Source organism: Oleiharenicola lentus (assembly GCF_051660365.1).
GTDB classification, from domain to species: Bacteria; Verrucomicrobiota; Verrucomicrobiia; order Opitutales; family Opitutaceae; genus Lacunisphaera; species Lacunisphaera lenta_A.
Genome location: NZ_JBOZXB010000001.1, coordinates 251,681 through 276,931 on the forward strand (window position 1 = coordinate 251,681; position 25,251 = coordinate 276,931).

The following is a 25,251-nucleotide window of genomic DNA, read 5'->3' on the forward strand; positions in this document are numbered from 1 at the left end:
CACGTCACCCGCTTTCACCCCAACCCCTCGCGAAAATGAATCGTCGCAGTTTTATTCAGACCGCTTCGCTCGCCGCCCTCGCGGCCAGCTTGTCGCCGCTCCGCGCGCAGACGCCCGCGTCCGCCGCTGCTCCGCGTTACCGCAACCTGATCTCCCCCAACCGCAAACTCCGCATCGCCGGCATCGGCGTCGGCGGCAAGGGTTCGACCGATCTGCTCAACTGCGCCGACGAGGAAATCGTCGCGCTCTGCGATGTTGATTTTAAACAGGGCAATCCCTCGTTCCTCCGCTGGCCGAATCTGCCGCGTTACCGCGACTACCGCCAGCTGTTCGACGAGATGCAGGACGACTTCGACGCCATCACCGTGTCGACGACCGACCACATGCATTTTCCCATCACGATGATGGCGCTAGAACGCGGCAAACACGTCTTCGTGCAAAAACCGCTCTCGCACACCATCGGCGAAGCGCGCGCGCTAAAAGTCGCCGCCGCGAAGGCCGGCGTGGTCACGCAAATGGGCAATCAAGGCCAGGCGGGCGAAGGCGCGCGTCTCGTGAAGGAATGGATCGAAGCGGGCGTCATCGGCCACGTGCGCGAAGTGCACGCGTGGGACCAGCGCCCTGTCTGGTCGCAGGGCATTCCGCTGCCCGAGCCGGTTAAAACGATTCCGTCCACGATGGACTGGAACCTCTGGCTCGGCGTCGCCCCCGAGCGAGAATACAGCCCGCTGCTCGCTCCTTTCAAATGGCGCGGCTTCTGGGACTACGGCTGCGGCGCGCTCGGTGACATGGGTTGCCATCTTCTCAACGCGCCGTTCTGGGCGCTCAATCTCCGCGGCGATGTCCGCCTCTCCGCCACCAGCGTGGGCAACTCTGAAGTGTCCGCGCCGAAATCGTCGAAGATCGTTTACGAGTATCCCGCGCGCGGCGATCTGCCGCCGGTGAAACTGCTCTGGTTCGACGGCGGCAATCAGCCGCCCGTGCCAAAAGAACTTGGGCCCAACGGAAAATTGCCGAAGGGCGGCGTGATTTATTACGGCGATAAAGGCGTGATCATGGACGGCACCAACTACGGCAGCTCGCCGCGCCTGATTCCCGAAGAGAAAATGAAAACGTTCACCGACCGTCCCGCGAAGCGCCTCCCGCGCGTGCCGGGCGGCATCATGAAAGATTTTATCGCCGCGTGCAAAGGCGGCCCCGCGCCGTGCTCGAACATCGTCGATCACGCCGCCGACCTCACCGAGATGGTGTCGCTCGGCAACCTCGTCATCCGCGCCGGCCAGCCCATCGACTGGGATTCAACCCTCGGCGTGTGCCGCAGCCTGCCCTCGGCCAATCGCTTCATTAACAAAAATTACCGCGTGTTCTGATCGAATCGCCCACCCCATGATAACGTTTCGTTTCACTTCATTCCTGCTTTCCGCCGCGGCGGCCCTGTTCGCCGCCGGCTGTCAAAGCACCAGCGCGGGTTCATCTGCCACCGCTTCCGCTCCTGCTAAGCCCGCGATTCCCGCGCCGGCGCATCACATCGAACTCGGCATGCAAGCGTGGACGCTTAACCGCGGCACGTTTGCCGAGGCCGTCGAAAAAACCGCGAAGCTCGGCGTGCGTTACATGCAAGCCTACCCGCGTCAGAAAATCGGCGGTGGCATCGACGGCACGATGGTGCCCACGATGGACGCCGCCACGCGCGCGAAAGTCCTCGCACTCCTGAAATCGAACGGCGTCACGCTCACGAGCTTCGGCGTCGTGCGCGCGGCGAACGAGGAGGAATGGAGGCAGATTTTTGCCTTCGCGAAAGACATGGGCCTGCGCGACATCGCCGTCGAGCCCGCCAAAAATACGTGGGGCGAAGTTTTCCCCATTCTCGATAAACTGTCCCAGGAATACGGCGTCGCCGTCACGATTCACAATCACCCGAACCCGAACAATCCGCCCGCCGACGTGGTTGCCGCGCTCAAGCCCTATGGCAAACACCTCGGCATCTGCGGCGACACCGGCCACTGGGCGCGCTCCGGTTTCGATCCCATCGAATGCCTGCGGGCGGCGGAGAGCCGGTTGATTTCGCTGCACTTCAAAGACCTCACGCAAATTGCCAAACCCGCGAACGACGTGCCGTGGGGCACCGGCGCCAGCAACGCCGCCGGCCAGATCGCCGAACTGCGTCGCCAGAATTTCAAAGGCATCGCCTACATCGAATACGAGCACCGCACGCCGCAACTCGAGGCCGAGGTCGCGCGCAGCGTGGAGTTTTTCCGGCGCGCCGAAAAAGCCTCCGACGCCGACTTGATCGCCGGACGCGTGCTGCCCGCGAATTACACGCACGACGCCGCTGATTTTAATCGTGCCGGCCTCGGAAAAAAATCCGCGCGCTGGGCCACGCCGGTGCCGCTGCTCGGCAAGGATCTCGCCAACGCCGAATTCAAACCCGGCGCGTGGGTCTGGGAGAGCGACGCCCTCGTTTCGAAAAACGGCGGCAATCTTTGGACGAAGGAAAGCTACGGCGATTTCGCGCTGACGACGGAGTTCAAATGCGACGCGGGCAGCAACAGCGGTATTTTCATCCGCGCCAGCGACACGGAAAACTGGCTGCACAACGCGATCGAAGTGCAGATTCTCCAAGGTCCCGCCAAGGACGACAAGCACCTCGCCGGCGCGATTTTCGACTGCCTCGCGCCGAAGGCCGCCATCGAAATCACCCCCGGCCAGTGGCACACGATGACGATCATCGCGCGCGCGAACCGGCTGCAAGTGATCCTCGATCAGCAAATCATCATCGAGATGAACCTCGAACTCTGGAAACAAGCCGGCAAAAACCCGGACGGCACGCCGAACAAATTCCAAAAGGCTTACAAGGACATGGCCCGCGCCGGAAAAATCGGCCTGCAAGACCACGGCACACCCATCGCCTTCCGCAACCTGATCATCGAACGACTCTGAGCCGGCGATAAAACAACCGCTACGCGCCCGCCGATTTTAATCTTCGGCGGCCGCGTGGCGGCATTTCGCCAAAGGCCCGAGCGACGCGCTTTCCCATCCGTCCATCCCGTGATTAAAGCATTTCCCCTTTCCCGTTTCGCCGGTTGCGTCGCCTTGGCGATTACCTTGGGCGTTCCGTCCGCCTTGCTCGCCGCTGAGCCCGGCCCGCCCGTGGAAATCACCATTCGCGCGCTACGCGAGCAGATGAAGTTCGACACGAAGGAATTCAAAGTGCCGGTCGGCGGTCGCGTCCGCCTGCATTTCAAAAACGAAGACGGCCTGCCCCACAATGTGCTCATCTGCCTGCCCCGCGAGCTGTGCGAACCCGGCGCGAACGAGGATAACGGCCTCGAAGTCGCCCAAGCCGCGTGGAACCTTGGCTCCGAGGGACCAGAGAAACAGTGGATTCCCAAACACCCGCGCGTCTTCATCGCCACGCGCATGCTCGACGGCGATCAGGAACAGATCCTTGAGTTCGACGCCCCGACGCGCGCCGGACGCTATCCGTTTGTGTGCACGTTCCCCGGCCATGCCATGCTGATGTTCGGCCTCATGCACGTGCAGGCCGAGGTCGCCGGCCTGCGACACCTCGAGTATAAAATTTTCCGCACCGGCGCGCTGACCGCGTTTCCTAATTTCTCCACGCTCCGTGACAAAGTGATCGGTGAAGGCGCTCTCGCCGACGGCCTCATCGACGCCACGCCCGTGGCCATCGCCGACCATTATGCGATGGAGTTCAAAGCGGTGCTCACCATTCCGCAGGACGGCGACTACACATTCAGCCTCGCCGCCGACAAAGGCACGCAGCTCTTCATCGATGACGTGCTCAAGATCGACCACCGCACCGGTCACTCGGTGCGAGCGATCAAGTCCGAAAAAATTTCCCTCAAAGCCGGCGAGCGCCGCATCACGATGCATTACTGGCATCAGCTGGGCGACGACCCCGAAGCCTCGCTCGTGTGGAGCGGTCCCGGCTTCGACGAACGCTCGCTCGCGCGCATCGATCTCGTTGAGCGGAAACGCCAGAACGACGGCGACCGGCTCGAAGGCATGCAGCTCCGCCCAACCGCGACCGAGCCGGTGTTCTATCGCAATTACCTCGCCGATCTCCCGAAAGGCGGTTTCGCCATCGGCTTCCCTGGCGGCGCGAATTTTTCATGGGACCCGGAAAACCACAATGTCAGCTCGCTCTGGGCCGGCGACTTTCTCGACGTGAAAGCGCACCGCGTCTCGCGCGGCGCCGGCGCAATCAAACCCGCTGGCTTCGATGTCGTGCGCCTCGTGCACGAACCGCCGTTTTTCTTTTCCGCCGATCCGAAAAAACAAACCAGTGCGCGCTTCCTTGGCTACCGACTCGATACCAAACGTTCGCCGATTTTCCGCTATGAAATCGACGGCGTCGCCGTGGAAGAATCGTTCCGCGCCTCCGGCGATGTCTCGCAGGACAACCTCACGCTCACCCGCACGCTCGTGCTTCACGCCACCGCGGGAGTTCCCGCTGATTGGTGGCTGCGCCTCGCGACGCATCCGAAGTTAGTCGCCGCCGCGAATGGCGCGATTCTCGACGACAAAATTCGCGTCACGCTGACCGGCGCGACCTCGGAGCTCCGTGACACCGAGCGCGCGCGCGAACTGGTCGCCCGCGTTCCCTTCGAGAACGGCCAAACCACACTCACGCTCGAATACCGCTGGCTCGCCACCGCCACCAAAGCAGCGGCGGCCCACGCTCACTAATTTTTGCCCATGCGTCACTCACTGCTCTCTTTCGTTTTCTTCGGCGCCGCCGCGATCCTTTCGGCCCAGCCGGCGGATATGCCCAAGGTCGTCCACCGCGTCACCGCCGCGCCTTACGATTCGGATTTGAAACGCGAACGCGTCCACTACGAGGTCACGCCGTTTAAATTTTCGCCGGACCTGGTGCTGGAAGGCGGCGGCATCGACGTGCTGCCCGACAATCGCATCGTAGTCTCCACGCGCCGCGGGGAACTCTGGCTAGTGGACAATGCGTTCTCGGCCGACTTCAATCAGGCGCGCTACACGCTTTTTGCGACCGGCCTGCACGAACCGTTGAGCGTATTCTGGAAAGACGGTTGGTTTTACGTGACCGAGCGCAACGGCATCACCCGCGTCCGCGACACGGATGGCGACAACCGCGCGGATGTTTCCGAAATCGTCACGGATCAATTCGGCGTCACCGGCAATTTCCACGAATACGCGTTCAGTTCGCACCCGGATCGCGACGGCAACATCTGGTCCGCGCTCTGTCTTTCGAATGCCAGCACCAGTCCCCTCGCGTGGCGCGGCTGGGCCGTGCGCGTGACACCCGAAGGAAAAATCATTCCCACCGCCGCCGGCATCCGCTCGCCGGGTGGCATCGGTTTCAATCCGGCGGGCGACGTTTTCTACACCGACAACCAAGGCGATTGGAATGGCAGCTCTTCGTTGAAACACCTCGCGCATGGCTCGTTCCAAGGCGCGCCGCCCAGCCTCGCATGGTGGGAAAAAGCCGGATCCGAACTCGGCTCGAAGCCACTCGAGCCAAGCACCGGCCGCATTCTCACCGATCACGCGGCCGATCCGAAATTCATTCCGCCTGCAGTCGTCATTCCGCACAACCGCGCCGGTCGTTCGCCGACCGCGATCGTTTACGACAAATCCGGAAAGTTCGGGCCCTTCGGCCAGCAGTTGTTTGTGGCCGAGCACACATTTTCCCAGATCTCGCGCGTCTTCCTCGAAAAGGTGAACGGCATTTATCAGGGCGCGGTGTTTCCTTTCATCGCCGGCTTGGAAAGCGGTCCCATCGGCATGGCGTTCGGGCCGGATGGTTCGCTGTTCGTCACCGGTTCCGCGCGCGGTTGGGGCGCGAAAGGCGGCAAGTCGTTTCACTTCGAACGGATTCGTTATCGCGGCCAGTCACCGTTTGAGCCGCTCGAAATTCGCGCCCAGGCGGACGGTTTTCTCGTGAGTTTCACCGAGCCGGTCGATCCCGCCACCGCCGGGAATCCCGCGGCTTACGCCATCGAAGCGTGGACTTATTTGCACAGCAAAGCCTACGGCAGCGAAGAGTTGGAACGCATCACGCCGACCATCGCGTCCGCCACGGTGGCCGCCGACGGAATGAGCGTGCGCCTCGTGGTCACGCCGCTCACGCGCGGCCACGTGCACGAGTTAAAATTCGACGGCGTGCGCAACTCCCGCGGCGAATCCCTCGTCCACCCCATCGGCTGGTATACGCTCAACGAAATCCCGGCGCGCTGACGTCGCATGAAAATCGCCTTGGGCAAATCCACCCGTTCCCGCGTGCAGAGCTTGGTGGTCGGCTGGGTCTTGAGCACCACCGTCGCCGCCGCAAACGAAGCGCCCACTCCGCTCGCGCTCGCCACGCAGGCCACGCTCGAAACCCAGATCGAACTGTGGGCCAGTCCGGCCACGCCGCCGCCCGCGACCACCGACACCAAACCCGAAATCATCAATCATCGCGGCTCGATTCAGCGCGTGAGCATCCCCTCGCTGGTGCCGTTGCCGGCTCCGAAAAACACGACGGGCATTGCGCTCATTGTTCTCCCCGGCGGAGGTTACTCGCATCTCGATTGGACGAATCATGTGCGCCACCTCGCCGAGGCCTTTCATCCGCTCGGCGTTTCGATCTACGCGCTCAAATACCGCACCGGCCCCTGGCAGAATCTCGCCACGCCGGCCACCGCGCTGCTCGACGCCCAGCGCGCCGTCCGTCTCCTGCGTGCACTGCAGCCGGAGAAAAATATCACGCGCATCGGAGTCGCCGGCTACTCAGCCGGCGGCCACCTCGCCTTGCTGCTGGCGAGCAACTTCACCACCGGCGATCCCGCCGACGCGGATCCGATCGAGCGTCAGTCATCCCGTCCTGATTTTGTCGTCGGGCTTTCGGTCTGGGCCTTGCGCGAACCTACGTCGCCGTTCGTTTTTCCCGTCAACACTCCGCCCGTAATTTTGTTTCACGCGACGGATGACAAATCCGCCCCCGTGGAACTCGCGCACGCGATCCAACGCCAACTCCGCGCCCTGCGTATTCCGTGCGAGCTGCATCTGGAAACTTCCGGCGGGCACGCGGCGTTTCATTTTCAACCGGCACGCTCAGGTTCCGGCTGGCCGAAGCGCCTCCTCGAATTTCTCCACTCTACGTCGCTTGCTCCGGCGCATTGATTACGCTCCGACGTTCGCAAACGCGCCGAATGCACGCGGCCTTCACCGCGCCGCGTCAAGCGAAAGTCCGGTCGGAACAAATCCCACCGGATTGCCGGTGGTATCGACGCCGGAGATCCGCACGGAATCTTTCACCGCTTGCTCCATGCTGCCCAAATAACGCACGCCATAATGCTGCAGCGCCGAGCTGCCGCTTTCATACAGCGGACACACTCCGCCGCCGGTGACGCGTAGATTTTTCACACCTCGTTCGATCAAAATGCCCGCCGCGTCCGTGGAGCCTCGTGGCACGAGCTGGCGATTCGTGCCGTTGGTGCCGATCATCGGGTTTTGAATATAAATATTTTGCCCGCCCATCACATGCAGCCCGTGACCGCCCGCGCCGCGCACGCGCGTGTCAGTGAGAAACGCGCCGCCCGTAAATCCGGGCCCGATCACGATGCCCGACGCGTTTTTATTCTGACCGATCCACGTGTTGTTCATAAACACATCGTTGCCCGCCTCGATCAACACGCCCTCGTCGCTCACGTGATCGCAGCCGAATTTATCCGCGTAGATGTATTTCGGTCGCGTGTCGCCCTTCGCCGCGTCGCCGCCGCGTAACACCAGACCGCGCGAACCGGCAACGAAGCGCGCGTCCTGCACCTTCGCCCCATCGACATTCGGACCAAGAATCATCCACTCGACGGGCGCATCCTTCGCCGCCCCGCCAGAAATCCGCACGAAATGCGCCGCGTCGACTTTCCGCCGCCGTCCGCCCTCCGTCACTCCCGAACCATGCAGCCAAACGCCGAACGCGCCCGAGATATTTTTAATCGAAATGTCCTCCACCACCGGCGCGATGCCATCGAGTAATTCGATGCCGCTCACCACTGAGGCGAGCGTCACTTCCTTTATGAAACAATGATACGTGTCGTGTAGCAGTATCGCCGGTGATTTCTTCTTTGCATCGATCGCGCGGTCGCCCTGACGAAAGATCGCCAAGTTGCGCACGCCACTGAATCGCGCGTCGCGGATGACAATCGCGGTGTCGACCGTGTCCGCTTTTAACACGAGCAACGTGCCGAAAGGCGCGGCGTCATTTGAAGCGCCCCGCCCTTCGCCCAGCAGCGTCAGGCCAGGCTGCGTGACGATCAGGGTTTCGCTCAGATAATATTTACCCGCCGGAAAAAAGATCACCCCGCCCGCCGCGCCTTTTTCCCCGGCGGCCGCAATCGCGGCTTGGATCGCTGCGGTGTCGTCGCGCTCATCCGCGCCGTTCGCTCCGTAATCGGCCACGGAGCGATACATTCCCGCCGCCAGAGCCGAGGCCGCACCGGCCAGCATCAGTGAGAAAACCGACATCAGACGCACAAGGGGTAGTCTCATAAAATCAGGGAGTGGTTCGCGGAATGAAAACGAAGGAACCGAGCTTCGACGCCGAGAGAATTTCGGCGCGCCCGTCGCCGTTTAAATCGGCCGACATGATTTGCACGCCGACTCCGGAAGCCGCGTCGACCAGCTGCGGCACAAACCGCGCCCCGCCCGCACCGTCACGACGCAGCTCAAACCAGTAAACCACCGGCGCCGCCATCGGCTCGACGTCGCCCTTCACACCGTGCGCCCAACGGCGTTTCCCCACGATCACGTCAGGCAGACCATCGCCGTTAACGTCGCCCAGGCACAACGCGTGCGGCTGCGAAAACGCCACGCCGTAGCGCGACTCCTCCGTGCGCTCGCCCATCATTTTATGTTCGTTAAACGTGATCGCACCGTCCGCCGTGCGCACCTGTTCATACCACGCGAGCCCCCAGAGATGCGCGTCGATGGCCGACACAATGTCGTGGTCGCCGTCCCCATCGATATCGTAAACGAGCATCTGCGCGCCCCCGCGCCCATCGCCAAAACGAAACCGGTGCTCTTTCCAAATCGCGCCGCGCTCAGCGGGTTGCTCCCACCAGCCTTCGTGCAGCACCAAGTCGAGTCGGCCATCCCCGTTCACATCGCCGATGCCGGTGCCGTGGTGGTATTCCTTCCAGGCGCCTTCTTCCGTGACCGGCGTAAACCGCCACGGCTTCGTCGGGTTCTCCCAATCGGGCCCGAGCAAGCCCCAGCGTTTATCCTGATGCACCGCGAGTTCCGGACGACCGTCCCCGTCGATGTCGAGAAACGGCTTGGATTCGCCATTCAACCGGTGCGCGACGAAATGTTTCCGCCAGTGCCCGGCTCCTCCGCGCGGATTCTCATACCAAAATGTCTCGTGAAACTTGATCCGCCCGAGCACGAGAATATCGGCCCAGCCGTCGCCATTGAAGTCGTGCACGAATGTAAACATATTCTCCGTCGCCGGCGTCTCCGGCGGCAGCGGGTTCACCGGGTAATATTCTTTGCGTTCCGTGAACTCCGGCCCCGCATACCAATACGGCCCGGCCACAATATCGAGGCGACCGTCGCGATCGATGTCCCCAAACGCGATCCCGTCGGCGAGGTAGTCGGGAGAAAGCATCTTTTTTTCAAAAGAGATCGGGGCTCCGGCATTTTTAGTGACCGCAAGATTCATCGCGCTCGCCGCGATGGAAACCACGGCGGAACTCATCAACGCGAGGTGGCAACGGAGAGAAATCGGCATCATTTAGTTAATGACTTGATCAGGGCTTATTCCTTGAGCGCGCCGCTCGTGAGGCCTTTCACGAATGGCCGCGTCATGAACAAGAACACGATCAGCAGCGGCAATGACGTCATGAGGTAGGCCGCCATCACTTTGCCGGGCTCGAACTTCAAATCGTATTCGAAGACGAGAAATGCCAGTCCGAGCGGCAGGGTGCGCAGCGACTCCGACTGCACCGTGAGCAACGGCCAGATGTAATTATTCCACGACGACAGCAGGTTAAGAATCGCAACGGTGCTGAACACCGGCAGCGAAAGCGGCACGACCACGTGCCAGAGCACACGAAACTCGCTCGCGCCGTCGATGCGCGCCGCGTCGAAGAGATCGCGCGGCAACTCATCGAAAAACGAACGCAGCAACAAAATCGCCAGCGGCAACGCGCCCGCCGTTTGCGGCAGGATCAACACCCACGCGGTGTCGAGCAACCCGAGTTCACGGCACAGCAGGAACAACGGCACGAGCAGCAGCGCGCTCGGAATCATCAGCGCGACGAGCAGCGTCGCGAACAAACTTTTTTGTCCGAGAAAACGAAACCGACTGAACGCATACGCCGCGAGCGCTGCGCACACGAGCGTGAGCACGCACACCGCTCCGCTCACGGAGAGGCTGTTCACGAGGTAATGCAGCGTCACCTTCAGCCCGAACCAGTAATTTTCCCAACGAATCGGCGACGGCCATGACCAGAAACTCAGCGTGAGCTGCCCGAGGTCTTTCGCCGACATCGCGAGCATGAGCGCAAACGGCAGCGCCGTGAGCAACGCGAGCAGCGTCAACACGCCGTGCAACGCCCACTGCGGCGACGAATCGGGACTCCGTGATTTCATGCGTCTTTCCTCCCCACGCGTCGCACCAGCAATGTCAGCAGCGCGCACAGCAACAGCAGCACGACGCCGAGCGCGCTCGCGTAACCCAATTGACCAAACTCAAAGCCCGAACGGAAAAGGTAAAGCGCCGGCGTGAGCGACGCGTTCATCGGGCCGCCGTTGGTGAGAATCTGGATGTTATCGAAATTCTGCAGCACCCCGAGCAACGCGAGGAGCGCGATGACGCCGATCTGCGTGCGCAACATCGGCAGCTCCACACTCAAAAACAACCGCAGCGGTCCGGCTCCATCGAGTCGCGCCGCTTCGACAAGCGACGCCGGAATCGAGAGGAAACCCGCCAGGTAGATCAGGAGAAAAACGCCGCCGGTAAACGGCAGTCCGACCGCGACGATCGCCGGCACCACCGTCGCCGGATCACCGAGCCACGCGCGCGCGTATTCGCCGAGGCCGACTGCATTCAGCACGAGATTGATCGGGCCCGTCGCGCCGTAGAGTTCCTGCCAGACGAGAATCGTCACGACCCCCGGCACGAGCACCGGGAACACGAGCAGTGTGCGATACCAATACGCCGCGCGCGGCGAACGCAGCGAGTAGAGCAACTTCGCGCCGATGAGCGGCCCGAGCGTTTGCACCGGCACCGTCAGCACGGCGAAGAGCAGCAGATTGCGAATCGAACGCCAGAACAGCGCGTCGCCGAGGAGGTGTTGAAAGTTATCCAAACCCACCCACTCCCGCATCGAGAGTCCGTCCGTGCGAAAGAATGCGAGCACGAGCGCCGACAGCGCCGGTAGCACCACAAACACCGCGAACAACCCCAGCGCCGGCAGGAGAAATCCAGACACACGCCACAACCCCGTCACGGAATTTTCCGATTTCATGGCTTAAATCCTCCGGGCAGATTTTTTTTCAGAAAAGCCTGATCCATCAAGGCAGCGTTGCTTTGCGAAAGCCGGAACAGCGCCGCGCGGTGAATCGCGCTGAGTTGCGCGATAAAACCGTCTTCGTTGACCGTGCCGCCCAGGAAACTTTGCCAGAGCGTCCAGAAATCGCCTTCACCGCGCGCATCGTAGCCGCGCCACAGCGCGAGCGTGAGAAACGCATAGCGTTCCTTCGGCACCAACGGTTCCGCCCCGGGCTTCGGCGCGACTTCGGGCATCGCGGGCAAATCGTAGACTTCGGTTTTGCCAAACGACTCGGTCGCGACCGCCGGAGCCGTAAGAAAACGCACGAGTTCGACCGCTGCTTGCTGACGTTCGGCGTCCGCCTTGCGCAACGGCACGATAAAACACGCCCGCAATCCTGAGTTTTGATTGATGCCGCCGAGCCGCGGCAACGCGGTGCTCTGCGCGGTCAGCATTGGAAACGGAAACACGCTCCACGGAAACACCCGCTCAGGCGCGATCTCCGCGATCCCGCGCTGCATCGCTGCGAGCGGCCGCAGATACCACGTGCCGTTGAGAAAATGCACCGACTGCCCACGCGCGAACACCCGCGGCACTTCATCCCCATCGAGACTGAGGAAATCCGGACGAAACTCCGCCGCGAGCGTCTTCACGAGTCGCGCGGTTTCGCGAAATGCCGGTGCGCGCGCCGGATCGATCAGCCCGCGATCAAACGCGACTAGGCGTTCTTCAAGCGTAACGACTTCACCGCGCGTGCACTCCGGATCGAGCGCATCGTAACGCCAGCCCTCCTTCGCCTGCAAATTCACCTCGGCCGCAACCGGGCGCAGCAACAGTTCGAGCAGCATGTCGGCCATCCACAGCGTTTGGTGATCGTTCGGCCGCACCGCCGTCACGAACGCCGTTTTGCCCGCCGCGCGAATCGCGCGGAAATTACCCAGCAATTCCTCCCACGTTTTGGGCGGCGCGAGACGCAGTTTTTCATACGCGGACCGGTCATAAAAAAAGCCGACGCCATACTGCGTGTAAGGCACACACCACAACGCGCCCGCCGCATCGCGAGATTGGTGGATGAGTTCGTTTTGGAATCCATCCTGCCACGGACGCTCACGATGCGTTTCATCAAAAGGATTCGGGGCGCGAAACGTATCGTCCCAACGCATCAGCAAACCCGCCTGCCCGTAACGTGCCGGCAAATCCGCCGACTCGACGAGGAGCACATCTGGCGGCGTCCCGCTCAACATCTGCGTGCGAATCCACATCTCGTGCGCCGGATAAGGCACCGCCTGCGCCGTCACGCGCCACCCCGTTTTGCGTTCGAACTCGCCCAACACCACGCGCAATCCCGGCAACAAATCTTCGTGAATCGACGCGATGCGCAGCGTCCGCGCCGGCTCCGCCGCCGACGCGACCAGGCACAGCACACCGCACGCAAAAATCAGCTTACGCCAGCACATGCGCACGGAAGGACGATTGAAGAAACTGAGGGCTCACCTAAATTTCGGGTTAAAAAAGCACTCGCGGCCGGTGGCCGCAGGGGAAGCTATTTCAAAGCAGGATAATCTGGTATATAGCAACCTATTTCCTATCGACATCTCATTGGCCTAGCGCTCATAACGTATGCACCCCAGTTAAAGGCTCGTCACTCGACCGCCTTTTTCACTTCTCAAATCCGACCGCATTTCTCAGTCGCCCATGAGCCAAGTCATTCTTCGTCAGCTCAGTAAAATTTACCCCGCCGCTTCGAAATCTCCGGAATTTCATGCCGTGCGTGGCATCGACCTCGAAATCCAAAGCGGCGAATTCATGGTGCTTGTCGGGCCCTCGGGCTGCGGCAAGTCCACCACGCTGCGCATGATCGCCGGTTTGGAGGAAATCTCCAGCGGCACCATTGCCATCGACGACCGCACCGTGAACGACGTGCTGCCGAAAGATCGCGACATCGCGATGGTGTTTCAGAACTACGCGCTCTACCCGCACATGAGCGTGTATGAGAACATGGCGTTCGGGCTGAAGCTGCGGAAAATGCCGAAACCCGAAATCGATCAACGGGTGCGCGAGGCCGCCGTTCTGCTCGGCTTGGAAGACCATCTTGAAAGAAAGCCCAAGGCGCTCTCCGGCGGCCAGCGCCAGCGCGTCGCCGTCGGTCGCGCCATCGTGCGCAAGCCCAAGGTGTTTCTCTTCGACGAGCCGCTTTCAAATCTCGACGCCAAGATGCGCGTCTCAATGCGCACGGAAATTTCCAAACTCCACGCCCGCCTAGGCGCCACGATGATTTACGTAACGCACGATCAGGTCGAAGCCATGACGATGGGCGACCGCATTTGCGTGATGAAAGACGGCCACATCCTGCAGGTCGACACTCCGCTCAACCTCTACAACCAACCCGCCAGCCTCTTCGTCGCTGGATTTATCGGCAGTCCGCCGATGAATTTTTTGCGCGGCACAATCCAACGCACCGGAGAAACACTCACCTTCGTCGAGACGAATTCCCAATCCACCCCCGCGAAATTGGTGCTCAAAGCCCCGCACGCAGCTCACCTCAGCAGCGAACTTGGCCGCGAGCTGATCATGGGGATCCGCCCCGAGAATATTCGTCCGGCCAGCGCCACATCGCGCGGCGCTGCAAGCATCACCGCCACGGTTGAACTTTGCGAACCGATGGGAGCCGAGACGATGGTGTATCTGACGACTGGCGCTACGGCTTTCATCGGACGCTTCGCTCCCACGACTCACTACGCCGCTTTGGAAAAAATTTCCGTCGAGTTCGACGCCGCCGCCGTCCACTTCTTCGATCCAGAGACCGAGCGCCGTCTGCCCATGGGCTAGTGTCCGTGCTGAATTTTTTTGCAGCCAACCCCCCAAGAAAGTATCATCGGAACATGTCCAAAAATCGACTTGGTGCCCGGGGTGGTTTTTGGGGGCCGAACGCGACGTTTTCGACACCTCAGTGATATGTTCCTCTGCGCGGTAAAGAGTCAATCGGCTCTCCCCTATCAAAAGTTCACTGAACCGTTCACTGGAATCACGCATAAATTGAAATCCCCGAATCGAACTCATCACCCGAAACATCCGCTTGGTCACAGGCACAGCCGCAGGGCCAAAACCAGAATCGGCGCCCTGAAGAATATTGAAACAACCACTGCACCGTTTTTCTCGCAGAAACTGGGGGCAACTAACATGACGATTCGCGCTTCACTTTCTAGGCAACGACAAGCCAATAGAACAAGGCTCTGAAACCAATCCCAGACGTCGTGATTCGTCGCCAAGACCGAGCGGACGTTCACACGTCCACCCGGTGATCTGAGTGCTATTTACGACTACTGATAAACCTCCGCTTCGCGGATGCCTGGCTTCGTGTTCGGACCGCCACCGTTTTTCGATGATATGTTGATACGAATGTAGCGGGCGCCAATCGGCGCAAAAGTATCCGTTTCCCAACCGGAAATCACCGACGTGTTGTGGCTCGGCACCACCGTGGTGAAGAGCACGTTGTCGGTAGAAACTGCGATGTCATACGTGTAGAGCAGATTATTGTAGAACCACGTTTTGACCGTGTTGACCGTTTTTACCGAACCGAGGTCGATCTTGAGCCAGTGCGCAGGCGGACAACTGAGCACACTCGCGCTCCAACGTGTGCTGGTATTGCCGTCGATCGCATTGGCGGGCGGATTGAAAAACTCGTTGTCGCTGGCCGAAGCAGAACTCGGAATTAATTTCACGGTGCCCGTCCCGGGCGTGGCGACCGCTTCATTCGACAAAGAACCGGCTCCGTTGGCATTCACTGCGGCGACCTTGTAATAGTAGGTCGTGCCGTTGGTGAGTCCGGTGTTGGTGTAGCTCGTGGTCGCAACACCGGTGATGAGCGGCGTGCCGCCCTGACCATTCGAAGTGGTGCCGCGAAAAACGTTGTAGCTGGTGGCGCTCGCACTCGCATTCCAACTCAGAGCGGCTTGTTGATTCCCTGCGATTGCGGTCAGGTTAGTCGGAGCCAGTGGCGCGTCCAAACCGGAGGGCGCATAGCTCGCGTAAAGTGGCACGATGATGTTATCGCTCCAGCCGCGCGGCACGAAACCGGCATAAGTCATGGCGAGATTCAAAGTAGGCAGACCCGTCTGCACATCCTGGATCATCGGAGACCAGAACGCCGCTGGCGTAGCCGAGTTGCGGATCGTCGCAGTGACGATGGAGAGTTCGCCATTGTTGTAGATGCCGACTCGATCTGGAGAAGCGTCCGTGCCTTGCCGGCTCATCACGCCGCCCAACACCTCAAGTTTCGCGCCCGGTTCTACTCGGAACACCGAATAGGTTTTCTCCGATTTGAAACCCAGCATCCACATCGTGGAGCCGGTAGAAGCGGTGAATTGCCAGTCTGAGCCCTTTTCGTTATCGTTCCACCGCACCCAACTGGTCGTGTAGTTAACTGAAGCTAGATTACGCGCGAAGCCTGTCGTATTATTGATATACAACTTTGTGCCCGGAGCGGTGAGATTGCTTTGATAGAAATTATCTCGCGAGTAACTCGTTTCGAAGAGGACATCCCGCTGCGCCGTTTGCAGCACCTGGCCAGAATTGAGCGTAAACCCGCTGAACAACAGCAGCTGGCTCGACGCCCCGCTGATCGTGAAAAGATTGCCCGTGCCGACAATGTAAGTGCCGGCACCGATGAGTTGCTCAACCGTGGCGGGAATCGTCACGCCCGCCGTGCCGAAGGTGTAAGTGTTGTTGGGAAAATATACGACCTTCTTGCCGGAATTCAGAGCGGCCTGGACTTTCTGGACGTCAGTGCCGGTGTAACTGTTCACATTGGCCCACTGCGTGAAATCGGAAATCCACGGCACAAGCGGATACTCCTCAATCGGGAGATTCATCGACTTGACCGTGCTGTTCGCACGCCCGTTATTCACGATCGCGGGCGTGGTCAGGTATTCGGTGATCGCACCCGTGGCCGCCACGGCGCTGCCTTTGTTCACGGAGGAACCATAACCGGCCACGGTGATGTTGCGTGAATAAAGTTCGCCCGCATCAACCTGAATTGCGGCAAAGTTCGCCAACCCGCTGGTGAACGAGGAATCGAGAATCGTCATGTGCGGCAGGCGACCATTTACCGCAACCAATCGCACGCCGGGCACGGCATTCGAACTTTGCACCTTGCGGAACGAAGAAGACACTCCCGCTTGGTAGATGCCCGCGACCGCTTGGTTGTTCAAAGAGACATATTCGAAAGTCGAGTGGGTCTCCATAGAGCCGCCTGTGCCCGTGGCCCCAAGATCCTGGATGTAGATGCCATAATCCATGCCATCGACGATGACGTTCGAATAGTAGCCGTGCGCCGTCGCGATACGGAAATGGATGCCGATTTTGCCGTCGCCCACGATCCGCACGTTGTCGAGGCGGGAACGGTTGGCTCCGTAGAAGTCGACGCCGACTGCGCCGGGATTGCCCGTGCCGGTGTTGATGGTAAGATTGCGAAACTGGAAGCTCGCCGGCATGTTGTTGTTCGTGGTCGGAATATCAAAACGGGAGAAAGCGACCACTGGCTTGGTGACACTCGCTCCAAATCCCGGCGCATTATCGGTGAGCTTGATGATCGCGCCTGCACGGCTTTGTCCGACCAGCATCAGCCGCTCCGTGCCCTCACGATTGGCGTCGTTCCGGAAATTGGGATCGACGACCCGACCGCCGCTATAAACCAGCGGTTTCGTCACACGGTAAGTTCCGTTGGGAAAATAAATGATCCAGCTTTCATCCCAGTGCTGCGAAGACGGCGGCGTGCCGGTGGCCGCCCAGAAACTTTTCAGCTGATTGATCACGAAATCCATGGCCGCGATAATCGCGTCGCTATCATCGGCCACGCCATCGCCCACCGCGCTCGCGGTGTGAATGCCCGCAGCAGCGAGGTTTTTCACGTTGATGATTCGACGAGGTTCGTTGGCGAGGTTGGTGACATTGTCCAACTTGAACATGTCAGCGGGATAAACCTCGTTCACTGCGATGTTACGGTCTTGGGCTTGGAGGTTGGTAACTGCGATTAACACTAGCGCCATGGCTGTAACCATGCGTTGCACCATCGAACTAAAATTGAGCTGTTTCATTTTGGGATATGGGGTTTGGGAAACAAATCTATGCGAAGAGCAAAGTGTGGCGGCTATTGCTGGTCGAATGCCGCACACGGCTAACGCGAGCGTGGGGATTGAACAACCCGGCGAATTTTCACCGGAAGCGGCTCGCCGGGTTGTCAGGTCCGTTTCAATTAGTTGTAGACTTCCGCTTCGTGGATGCCGGGCTTGGTGCCCGAGCCTGTGCCATTCTTCGAAGAGATATTGATGCGCACGTAGCGAGCGCTGACGTTGGTAAAGGCGTCCGTTTCGAACTGATAAGGCACCGTGGTGTTACGGCTCGGCACCACCGTGATAAAATTCGTTCCGTCGGTGGAGACCGAGATATCGTAGGTGTAAACGAGTCCGTTGTAGAATAGCGTCTTCACCGTATTCACGTTTTTCACCGACCCTAAATCGAGCTGGAGCCAATGAGAGGGCGGACAACTCAACACGCTCGCGCTCCAACGATTGCCCGTGTTGCCGTCAATCGCTCTCGACGCAGGATTGGCATTTTCGCTATCGCTCGCCGTGGCTGCGGTCGGCGTGAGTTTCACCGGTGCAGCTTGGGGGAGCGCACTCGCTTCATTGGACAACGCACTCGTGCCACTGGCGTTCACTGCGGCGACTTTGTAATAATAAGTGATGCCGTTCGTGAGGCCGCCATCCGTATAGGTGGTGCCGGTGACATTGGAAACGAGGGGCGTCGATCCTTGTCCGTTCGAGGTGGTGCTTCGGTAGAGCTTGTAACTGGTCGCGCCGTTACTTGCGCTCCAACTTAAAATCGCCTGCTGGTTGCCAGCGATGGCACCCAAGGCGGTCGGCACTGCGGGCAAGCCGGTCACCGTCGGCGTGTAGCTCACATAAAGCGGCACCACCAGTTGCGATCCCCAGCCGCGATTGGGAAACTGATTCATCTGCCAGGTATTCGTGGTCGCACCTTGGGTATCACGGATGAGCGGATTCCACACTTCCTCGCCCCCGTTGGTCGCGAACGTCATCGATACTTGCGAATTGTCGTTAAAAATCGCGACGCGTGGCGAGATTCCGCCCGCGCTGTATGGACGATTTAATACTCCGCCCAACACTTCCAATTTTGAACCGCCCAATACTTGGAAAACGGAATACAGTTTCTCCGACTTGAATCCCAACACCACAATCGTGGAACCGGGATCGGAAGTGAACTGCCAGTCGGCAGCCTTCTCATTATTATTCCAGCGAATCCATGCGGAGATATTGTTCGTCGTGTTGGGATAACGGGAAAAGCCATGCGTGTTGTTCGCAAACACCTTGGTTCCAGTCGCCGTGAGGTTGCTGTCGTAAACGCTGTCCGAGGACTGGGTGCCTTCGAGCAAAAGGTTTCGCGCCGCCGAATGAACGATTTTCCCGGAATCAAAATTCAGCGAATTAAGCACCAGCGGATGCGGCGAAGCCGAAATGGCACTCACCTCGAAAACCGTGCTCGCGCCCCGAATCCGGGAATGCAGTCCCACCACTTGCTCCACGGTCGACGGAATCGTAATCGTGGCATTGATCGTGTATTCGTTGCCGGGAAAATAGATCACTTTTTTTCCGGAGATCATCGCGTTCTGGACTTTTTGAGCCGTCGTGGATCCGGGATAAGTATCGACGTTGGCCCATTGCGACAGATCCGTGATCCACGGCACAATGGGATAATCCTCAATCGGCAGATTCAACGAGGCCACCGCCCCGCTGTTGACGCGGGCCGCATTGAATTTCGTGATCGGTTCGGAAACATATTCCGCGATTGCTCCGCTCAACACCGCGCTCGTTCCTTTTTTCACGCTCGTCCCGTAACCTTGCACGGCCACGTTGCGGGAAAACAAAAAACCGCTGTCGATTTGAAACACTGTGTTGCCCGCCAGTCCGCCGCTAAACTGCGAGTCAACGATCGTCATATGCGGTTTTTTCGCACCATCGCTCGCCAGGCGCACGCCGGTCACCGTGTTCGTGCTGGCCACTTTTCGGAACGTCGAAGAGATGCTTTCCTGATAAATTGCGCCGACGGTTTGCCCGGAGAGGGTGACGTATTCGAACGTCGCGTGTGACTCCGGATCCCCTTCCATGACGATGCCCGTCTCCTTCCCTTGAACGATAATATTGGAGTAGTAGCCATGCGCGGAAGCCATGCGGATATGCACCCCGACCCGACCGCTGCCGATGATCTTGATATTATCCATGCGCGCCACGTTCGCGCCGTAAAAATCCACGCCCACCGCGGCCGGATTTCCCGTGCCGGTATCGATGGTGAAATTCCGAAACTGATTTTGCGACGGCATGTTGTTGTTGATGGTCTCCGGCGTCAGATCGAAACGCGAAAATGAGACCACTGGCCTGCTCGGGGCGTTCACACCGAAGTCGGCTGCGTTGTTGACCAGCTTGATGATCGTCGCGTCCCGGCTTTGACCGACCAACATCAGGCGACACGTTCCCTCGCGCAGGGCGTCATTTTTAAAAATCGGATCCACCACCCGCGTGCCGGAGTAGACGAGGGACTTGCTCACTTTGTAGGTGCCGTCCGGGAAATAGATCGTCCAATATTCGTGCCACGGGATCTTGTAGCCGTTGGTTGAGTTTGCGCCCGCCCAGTAGTTTTTCAGGCGCGCCATTACCCAATCCATCGACGCGATGATCGCATTACTGTCGTCCGTAATCCCATCGCCGACTGCACTCACGCCGCCATTGATGCCGGGCGGCAACGCTTTCACGTTAATGATGCGCCGACTGAAATCGATCGTCGTGGTCTGCAGCATTCGCATATCGTCGGGATACACTTCGTTCACTGCGATGTTGCGATCCTGGGCGTTGAGCGAACCGACTGCGCTGCACAGCAAAATGACGCCAAGCGTCATTCGCGAAATCATCCGATAACAATCGTTGATTTTCATTTCTTCGGGAGGTTTTGGGGTTGGGACCGACGCCGAGAGCACGCACGGACCGATTAGGCGGCGGGCCTAAAGCCGAGGGGAGCTAATCGCAGAAAGGTCGCACAACGTCCCTAGTGTCGAGTCTTTTTTTGTATTTTGATTGTATTTCTATTGTATTTAATAGCACGACACGCTCTGTTTACGCGCCAGTCATTGCTTTCCCGACCCTCCCCCGAAATGGAACGCTATCCTCACCACGCGCCCTCCTACCCACTCGCGCTTAAACACCTCCTTCTTCACCCGACCCACTGGTGTCCGGAGCAGAAATTTTTTTACCGCGAACACTCGCATAGCTACGCGGAGTTCATCGCCCGCGTGGGAAAAATCGCCAACGCGCTCCGCACGCTCGGCGTAAAACCTGGAGATGCCGTCGGCGTGATGGATTGGGACAGCCACCGATATCTGGAATTTTTCTTCGCCGTGCCGATGTGCGGCGCGATGCTCCACACGGTTAACATCCGACGCCGCGCATCGAGACCGCGGTGCAACGCGGGCTATCCTTCTGCGTGAACCGAAAGGAGTTCGCCAGCCAGCTTGCCCAGGTGCGACGCTTTCTGCCGTGTTATCCCATCGACTCGATCGGTGTCCGCCGCGGCCTCGCCCAACACCTCCTGACCCACGGTGGTTACTTTGCCGATTAGCCTAAACCCTTTCTCTTCTTTCATGAACCCCGCTAAATTCACGCGTCTCGTCCTGTTATTTATCCTCGGCGGTCTCTCCGCCTGTGCCCAAGAAATGAAGATCACCCCCGAGATGCTCGCGGGCTGGATCAAACAATACCCCGACGCCGACACCAACAAGGACGGTGTGCTCACCGAGGCCGAAGCGCTCACTTATTATGCAAAGATACAGGCGGCCCAGACCGCGGCAGCTTCCAGCAAAACAATCGCTCCCACAATCACCGATCTCAGTTACGGGCCCGACAAGCGCAACGTGCTGGATTTCTGGCAGGCGAAATCCGAACAACCCACCCCCGTCATCATCTACATTCACGGCGGCGGTTTTGTGATGGGTGACAAGTCCGGCATCCGTTCCATGAAGATCGTGCAGCAAGCGCTCGCGGCGGGCGTGTCCGTGGCGTCCATCAATTATCGTTACATTTCCAAGACGTTGCCTTTGCAAGACGTCCTGCGGGATTGCGCCCGCGCGGTGCAATTCGTGCGTTCGCAAGCCAAGCAACTCAACATCGACAAAACCCGCGTCGCCGCCTGCGGGAATTCCGCCGGCGCCGGCACTTCCATGTGGCTCGCTTTTCACGACGACATGGCCGACCCGCAAAACGCCGATCCCGTGTTTCGCGAATCCACCCGCCTTGCCTGCGCAGTTTCGTGGGACGGACAATTTTCTTACGACATGCCACAATGGGCGGACTACTTTGGTGAAGAAAACCGCCAGCGTTTCGGCGGCATCTACAATTCGCCCGGTCTCTACGGTTTAAAAACCGACGCAGAAGTGGCCAGCCCCGTCGGCGCAAAGCTGCGCGCCGAGTGCGATTTCTACGCCATGATTTCCGCCGACGATCCGCCCGTTTACATCGGCTGCGGATTGAAAACCGACGAACTAAAGGACGTGAACCAATACCTGCATCACCCGAAACACTCCCAATTGCTCTACCAACGCTGCCAGGAGAAAGGCGTAACGGCCGTGGCCAAGATTCCCGCGCTGGGAATTTCTCCTGCCGCCGGTGGCCCTCAATATGGCGAACCGTTCATGTTTCTATTCCTGAAAAACTCGAACCTCACTTCCACTGCTTCCAAGTAACTTGATTTCTAGTCTATGAAAATCGCGCACATCGCCACCCTCTGGGGTCTCACTGGTCACCCGTCTTACGCCCGCGAATGGTCGTTGGAGAAAAAAATCTCTGCCGTCGCTGCGGCCGGCTTCGATGGCCTCGTCGCCCGACTCACGCCCGACCACCGTCGCCTTGCCGAGAAAAACGGGTTAGAGCACCTGCTCGGTTTTATCTCCTCCAGCGATCCCACCGAATTTGCCGCGCGCATCCGGGAGCAAAAGGAAAGCGGCGCCGTGCACATCAACGTCCAGATGGACGACCACGATACACCGCCCGCGCTTGCCGTGAAACACTGGCTCGCCATGGAACGCCACGCCGAAAAAATCGGCGGCGTGGTCATGTCACTCGAAGTGCATCGCGATGTGTGCACCGAGACGCCGGAAAAAACCTACGAGATCGCCGAACGTTACCACAAAGCGACGGGCCGCTTGATTCGCTTCACGTTCGATTTCTCACACCTGGCCGTCGTCAAGCACCTGAATCCGTCGAACTACGCCGAACGTCTGCTCGATCATCCGGAACTCGTGCAGCACAGCGAACAGTGTCACTGCCGGCCGTTTAACGGCCATCACGCCCAAGTGCCGGTGACTTTCCGCGGCCAGCTCTCGCCCGAGATAAAGTCCTACCTCCCCTTCGTTGAAAAACTTTTCAAACTTTGGAAAAGTGCGCCCAGCAATGCCAACCGCACGTTCTACGTGTGCCCTGAACTTGGGTGCGCGCACCCAGACGGCAGCGGCTACAACATCAGCGGTCTGCCGTCCGCGTGGACGGACGCCATAATTCTGCGCAAAGAATTCGCCCTCCTTTGGAAAAAAGCATGAACGCGGCCGCGCCAATTCCCGCTGCGCCGCCACGTTGGCGCGGCTTCAATCTCTGCGAAATGTTCATCACGCGCGCCGATCCGCGCTGGACGGACATGACCATCAGCCCGCGCGGACAGTTCGACGAAAATCATTTCCGCTGGATCGCTGAGTGGGGATTTAACTTCGTGCGTCTCCCGCTGAGTTACCGCTGGTGGAGCACACCCGTCGCGCCGAATACGATCGACGAAGCAGCCTTCGTGGCGATCGATCAAGCGGTGGCTTGGGCTCAGCGCTACGGCCTGCATCTGTCGCTCAACCTCCATCATGTGCCGGGCTACTGCATCAACGAAGGTTCGCGCGACACTTTCATGCCGCCCGAACCTTTTAATCTCTGGCAAGACGCCGCCGCGCGTGAGTGTTTCATTCGGCATTGGGAATTTATCGCCCGGCGCTACCGCGGCATTTCCTCAAAGTCGCTTTCGTTCGATCTCGTCAACGAACCCTCGCGGTGCACGCGCGAAGCGCACGAGTTGGTGATTCGCTCCACGGTGGAAGCCATCCGGAAAATCGAGCCAGCGCGGTTAATCGTGATCGACGGGCTGCGTTGGGGTAACGACCCGCTGCCGGAACTAGCCGATCTCGGTGTCGTGCAAAGTTGTCGTGGCTACATGCCCGCCGAACTCACCCACTATCGCGCGTGGTGGGCCGGCGAACACTCAAGCGTGCCGACCTGGCCGCTCAAGCGTGCCGACGGCACCATCGTGGATCGCGCTGCTTTAGCTCGGGAGCTCGCGCCCTGGTTCGACCTGAAAAAATCCGGCATCACCGTGCACGCCGGCGAGCTCGGGTGCTACCACCACACTCCGCACGCGGTGTTTCTCGCGTGGCTCGACGATTTGCTCTCCGTGTTTTCCGAACAAGACATCGGCTGGGGTCTATGGAACTTCCGTGGTTCCTTCGGGCTGCTCGATTCTGGACGCACCGATGTCACTTACGAAGACTGGCACGGCTGTAAGCTTGACCGAAAGCTGCTCAATCTCCTGCAACGCTTCTAAATCCATGCCTGCGCTTAAAGTTCTTCATATTGGCGTTTCCAATCGCGGCCTCTGGCCGCTGCGCGAATGCGACGCGGAAACCGGTTTCGTTCCCGTCGCGCTCTGCGACGTATCGGAGGCTGCGCTTGCCGTCGCCCGCGAAAAAACCGGCCTACCCGTCTCTGCATGCTTCACGCAACTTGATGAGGCACTCGCACACCCTGACGTGGATTGCGCCATCGTCTGCGCGCCGACGCTGTTGCATTTCAAAATCGCGGAAAAAATCATCGCGCGTGACCTGCCCGTGCTGGTTGAGAAAGGCATGGCGGCTGACTGGGCCACCGCCAAACAGTTCGCCTTTCACGTGAGCGAAACCAAGGCCATCGCCGCCATCGCGCAAAACTACCGTTACCGTGCCATCGAGCGCACCGTCTGGCGCGCGATTCACGATCCCGCGTGTGCTTACTACGTCGGAGCTGTCCACCAACTCAGCTACAGCGAGCAACGCGTCCGCCCCGTCACGCGCGGCATGACGCATCCCTTCGCTTCGATCTGGGACATGTCCTGCCATCACTTCGATAACTTGCTCTACTGGCTCGGCCCGGTGCAGGAAATCACCGCAGCCAGTTGGCGCGCCGCGTGGTCAGCTTACCCCGAGGATTGCAACACGTCGGCGCATCTCGTTTTTGCCAACGGCACACGCGTGCACTACATCCACACCCATGACGGCGCTCGCGCGAGCGTGGACCTCGAAGTTCACGGCGAACGCGGCGCGCTTTTCCTGCGGAACGGCACGGTTACTTTCAGCGAACGCCCCAAGGAAAACTTCGGCACGCGTTCGATCCTTCCGGTGGAACTCGAAGCCGATCTAGGCGAACGCGGATTGCTGCACGATTTCCACGCTTACATCACACAAGGCCGCGAGCCCGCCGTCAGCGTGCGCCACAACCTCGAAACGATGGCGCTTTGCGAAATGACGGTCCGTTCATTGGTGCACAAACGCGCCTGCCAACGCGAGGAACTGAACCAACCGGTAGCTTAG

18 protein-coding genes are annotated in these 25,251 nt (G+C 59.7%); 11 read left to right on the forward strand and 7 right to left on the reverse strand.

Annotated elements, in window-relative coordinates:
* Window positions 1-35: 35 nt before the first annotated feature.
* From ACRRQW_RS00935 to ACRRQW_RS00955, 5 genes are all read left to right on the forward strand, one after another.
* A complete protein-coding gene (locus tag ACRRQW_RS00935; RefSeq protein WP_438479304.1) occupies window positions 36-1,370 on the forward strand; it encodes a Gfo/Idh/MocA family protein in 1,335 nt (444 codons plus the stop codon).
* Window positions 1,371-1,386: 16 nt separating this feature from the next.
* Window positions 1,387-2,940, forward strand: a complete 1,554-nt coding sequence (locus ACRRQW_RS00940; protein WP_438479306.1) for a family 16 glycoside hydrolase — start codon at window positions 1,387-1,389, stop codon at window positions 2,938-2,940.
* A 108-nt stretch (window positions 2,941-3,048) separates the two neighbouring features.
* Entirely contained in the window at window positions 3,049-4,713 is a 1,665-nt protein-coding gene (locus ACRRQW_RS00945) for a PA14 domain-containing protein (protein ID WP_438479308.1), read from the forward strand.
* A gap of 9 nt (window positions 4,714-4,722) precedes the next feature.
* A complete protein-coding gene (locus ACRRQW_RS00950) occupies window positions 4,723-6,237 on the forward strand; it encodes a PQQ-dependent sugar dehydrogenase (protein ID WP_438479310.1) in 1,515 nt (504 codons plus the stop codon).
* Window positions 6,238-6,243: 6 nt separating this feature from the next.
* Window positions 6,244-7,161: an alpha/beta hydrolase gene (locus tag ACRRQW_RS00955; RefSeq protein WP_438479311.1), complete on the forward strand. Its 918-nt coding sequence runs from the start codon at window positions 6,244-6,246 to the stop codon at window positions 7,159-7,161.
* Window positions 7,162-7,203: 42 nt separating this feature from the next.
* Here the strand turns inward: ACRRQW_RS00955 and ACRRQW_RS00960 are convergent, their stop codons facing one another.
* From ACRRQW_RS00960 to ACRRQW_RS00980, 5 genes are read right to left on the reverse strand one after another with little or no spacing between them, the layout of a single operon-like run.
* Window positions 7,204-8,529, reverse strand: a complete 1,326-nt coding sequence (locus ACRRQW_RS00960) for a glycosyl hydrolase family 28-related protein (protein ID WP_438479313.1) — start codon at window positions 8,527-8,529, stop codon at window positions 7,204-7,206.
* A 4-nt stretch (window positions 8,530-8,533) separates the two neighbouring features.
* On the reverse strand, window positions 8,534-9,772 hold the full coding sequence (locus ACRRQW_RS00965; protein ID WP_438479314.1) for an FG-GAP repeat domain-containing protein: 1,239 nt from the start codon (window positions 9,770-9,772) through the stop codon (window positions 8,534-8,536).
* 23 nt (window positions 9,773-9,795) lie between these two features.
* The gene (locus ACRRQW_RS00970) at window positions 9,796-10,632 is read right to left on the reverse strand and encodes a carbohydrate ABC transporter permease (protein WP_438479315.1); all 837 of its coding nucleotides are present in this window, start codon (window positions 10,630-10,632) and stop codon (window positions 9,796-9,798) included.
* Window positions 10,629-11,510, reverse strand: a complete 882-nt coding sequence (locus ACRRQW_RS00975) for a carbohydrate ABC transporter permease (RefSeq protein WP_438479316.1) — start codon at window positions 11,508-11,510, stop codon at window positions 10,629-10,631. Before ACRRQW_RS00975 ends, ACRRQW_RS00970 begins: the two co-directional genes overlap by 4 nt.
* Window positions 11,507-12,991, reverse strand: coding sequence for an ABC transporter substrate-binding protein (locus ACRRQW_RS00980; protein WP_438479318.1), 1,485 nt, complete (start codon window positions 12,989-12,991; stop codon window positions 11,507-11,509). The genes ACRRQW_RS00975 and ACRRQW_RS00980 overlap by 4 nt, the downstream gene beginning before the upstream one ends.
* 238 nt (window positions 12,992-13,229) lie before the next feature.
* Here ACRRQW_RS00980 and ACRRQW_RS00985 point away from each other — a divergent pair, with 238 nt between their 5' ends.
* A complete protein-coding gene (locus ACRRQW_RS00985; protein ID WP_438479319.1) occupies window positions 13,230-14,363 on the forward strand; it encodes an ABC transporter ATP-binding protein in 1,134 nt (377 codons plus the stop codon).
* Window positions 14,364-14,854: 491 nt separating this feature from the next.
* On the opposite strand, the gene ACRRQW_RS00990 is transcribed toward ACRRQW_RS00985, so the two are convergent.
* A complete protein-coding gene (locus tag ACRRQW_RS00990; protein WP_438479320.1) occupies window positions 14,855-17,629 on the reverse strand; it encodes a discoidin domain-containing protein in 2,775 nt (924 codons plus the stop codon).
* Between the two features lie 158 nt (window positions 17,630-17,787).
* Complete coding sequence (locus tag ACRRQW_RS00995; RefSeq protein ID WP_438479322.1) at window positions 17,788-20,541, reverse strand: discoidin domain-containing protein; 2,754 nt, start codon at window positions 20,539-20,541, stop codon at window positions 17,788-17,790.
* A gap of 216 nt (window positions 20,542-20,757) precedes the next feature.
* Here ACRRQW_RS00995 and ACRRQW_RS01000 point away from each other — a divergent pair, with 216 nt between their 5' ends.
* The 5 genes from ACRRQW_RS01000 (at window position 20,758) to ACRRQW_RS01020 (ending at window position 25,251) form a co-directional block, all read left to right on the forward strand.
* On the forward strand, window positions 20,758-21,090 hold the full coding sequence (locus ACRRQW_RS01000; protein ID WP_438479323.1) for an AMP-binding protein: 333 nt from the start codon (window positions 20,758-20,760) through the stop codon (window positions 21,088-21,090).
* A gap of 153 nt (window positions 21,091-21,243) precedes the next feature.
* Complete coding sequence (locus tag ACRRQW_RS01005; protein ID WP_438479324.1) at window positions 21,244-22,341, forward strand: alpha/beta hydrolase; 1,098 nt, start codon at window positions 21,244-21,246, stop codon at window positions 22,339-22,341.
* A 15-nt stretch (window positions 22,342-22,356) separates the two neighbouring features.
* Window positions 22,357-23,193: a sugar phosphate isomerase/epimerase family protein gene (locus ACRRQW_RS01010; RefSeq protein WP_438479326.1), complete on the forward strand. Its 837-nt coding sequence runs from the start codon at window positions 22,357-22,359 to the stop codon at window positions 23,191-23,193.
* Window positions 23,190-24,230, forward strand: coding sequence for a glycoside hydrolase family 5 protein (locus ACRRQW_RS01015; protein WP_438479327.1), 1,041 nt, complete (start codon window positions 23,190-23,192; stop codon window positions 24,228-24,230). Before ACRRQW_RS01010 ends, ACRRQW_RS01015 begins: the two co-directional genes overlap by 4 nt.
* Window positions 24,231-24,234: 4 nt before the next feature.
* A complete protein-coding gene (locus ACRRQW_RS01020) occupies window positions 24,235-25,251 on the forward strand; it encodes a Gfo/Idh/MocA family protein (protein WP_438479329.1) in 1,017 nt (338 codons plus the stop codon).

Excerpts from the sequence above, each read along its gene's own strand:
- ACRRQW_RS00940 (WP_438479306.1), top strand. The coding sequence starts at position 1,387 with ATGATAACGTTTCGTTTCACTTCATTCCTGCTTTCCGCCGCGGCGGCC.
- ACRRQW_RS01010 (WP_438479326.1), top strand. The coding sequence starts at position 22,357 with ATGAAAATCGCGCACATCGCCACCCTCTGGGGTCTCACTGGTCACCCG.
- ACRRQW_RS00950 (WP_438479310.1), top strand. The coding sequence starts at position 4,723 with ATGCGTCACTCACTGCTCTCTTTCGTTTTCTTCGGCGCCGCCGCGATC.
- ACRRQW_RS00990 (WP_438479320.1), bottom strand. The coding sequence starts at position 17,629 with ATGAAACAGCTCAATTTTAGTTCGATGGTGCAACGCATGGTTACAGCC.
- ACRRQW_RS01015 (WP_438479327.1), top strand. The coding sequence starts at position 23,190 with ATGAACGCGGCCGCGCCAATTCCCGCTGCGCCGCCACGTTGGCGCGGC.
- ACRRQW_RS00975 (WP_438479316.1), bottom strand. The coding sequence starts at position 11,510 with ATGAAATCGGAAAATTCCGTGACGGGGTTGTGGCGTGTGTCTGGATTT.
- ACRRQW_RS01020 (WP_438479329.1), top strand. The coding sequence starts at position 24,235 with ATGCCTGCGCTTAAAGTTCTTCATATTGGCGTTTCCAATCGCGGCCTC.
- ACRRQW_RS00935 (WP_438479304.1), top strand. The coding sequence starts at position 36 with ATGAATCGTCGCAGTTTTATTCAGACCGCTTCGCTCGCCGCCCTCGCG.
- ACRRQW_RS00980 (WP_438479318.1), bottom strand. The coding sequence starts at position 12,991 with ATGTGCTGGCGTAAGCTGATTTTTGCGTGCGGTGTGCTGTGCCTGGTC.
- ACRRQW_RS01000 (WP_438479323.1), top strand. The coding sequence starts at position 20,758 with ATGGAACGCTATCCTCACCACGCGCCCTCCTACCCACTCGCGCTTAAA.
- ACRRQW_RS00995 (WP_438479322.1), bottom strand. The coding sequence starts at position 20,541 with ATGAAAATCAACGATTGTTATCGGATGATTTCGCGAATGACGCTTGGC.
- ACRRQW_RS00965 (WP_438479314.1), bottom strand. The coding sequence starts at position 9,772 with ATGATGCCGATTTCTCTCCGTTGCCACCTCGCGTTGATGAGTTCCGCC.
- ACRRQW_RS00960 (WP_438479313.1), bottom strand. The coding sequence starts at position 8,529 with ATGAGACTACCCCTTGTGCGTCTGATGTCGGTTTTCTCACTGATGCTG.
- ACRRQW_RS00985 (WP_438479319.1), top strand. The coding sequence starts at position 13,230 with ATGAGCCAAGTCATTCTTCGTCAGCTCAGTAAAATTTACCCCGCCGCT.
- ACRRQW_RS00955 (WP_438479311.1), top strand. The coding sequence starts at position 6,244 with ATGAAAATCGCCTTGGGCAAATCCACCCGTTCCCGCGTGCAGAGCTTG.
- ACRRQW_RS01005 (WP_438479324.1), top strand. The coding sequence starts at position 21,244 with ATGAACCCCGCTAAATTCACGCGTCTCGTCCTGTTATTTATCCTCGGC.
- ACRRQW_RS00970 (WP_438479315.1), bottom strand. The coding sequence starts at position 10,632 with ATGAAATCACGGAGTCCCGATTCGTCGCCGCAGTGGGCGTTGCACGGC.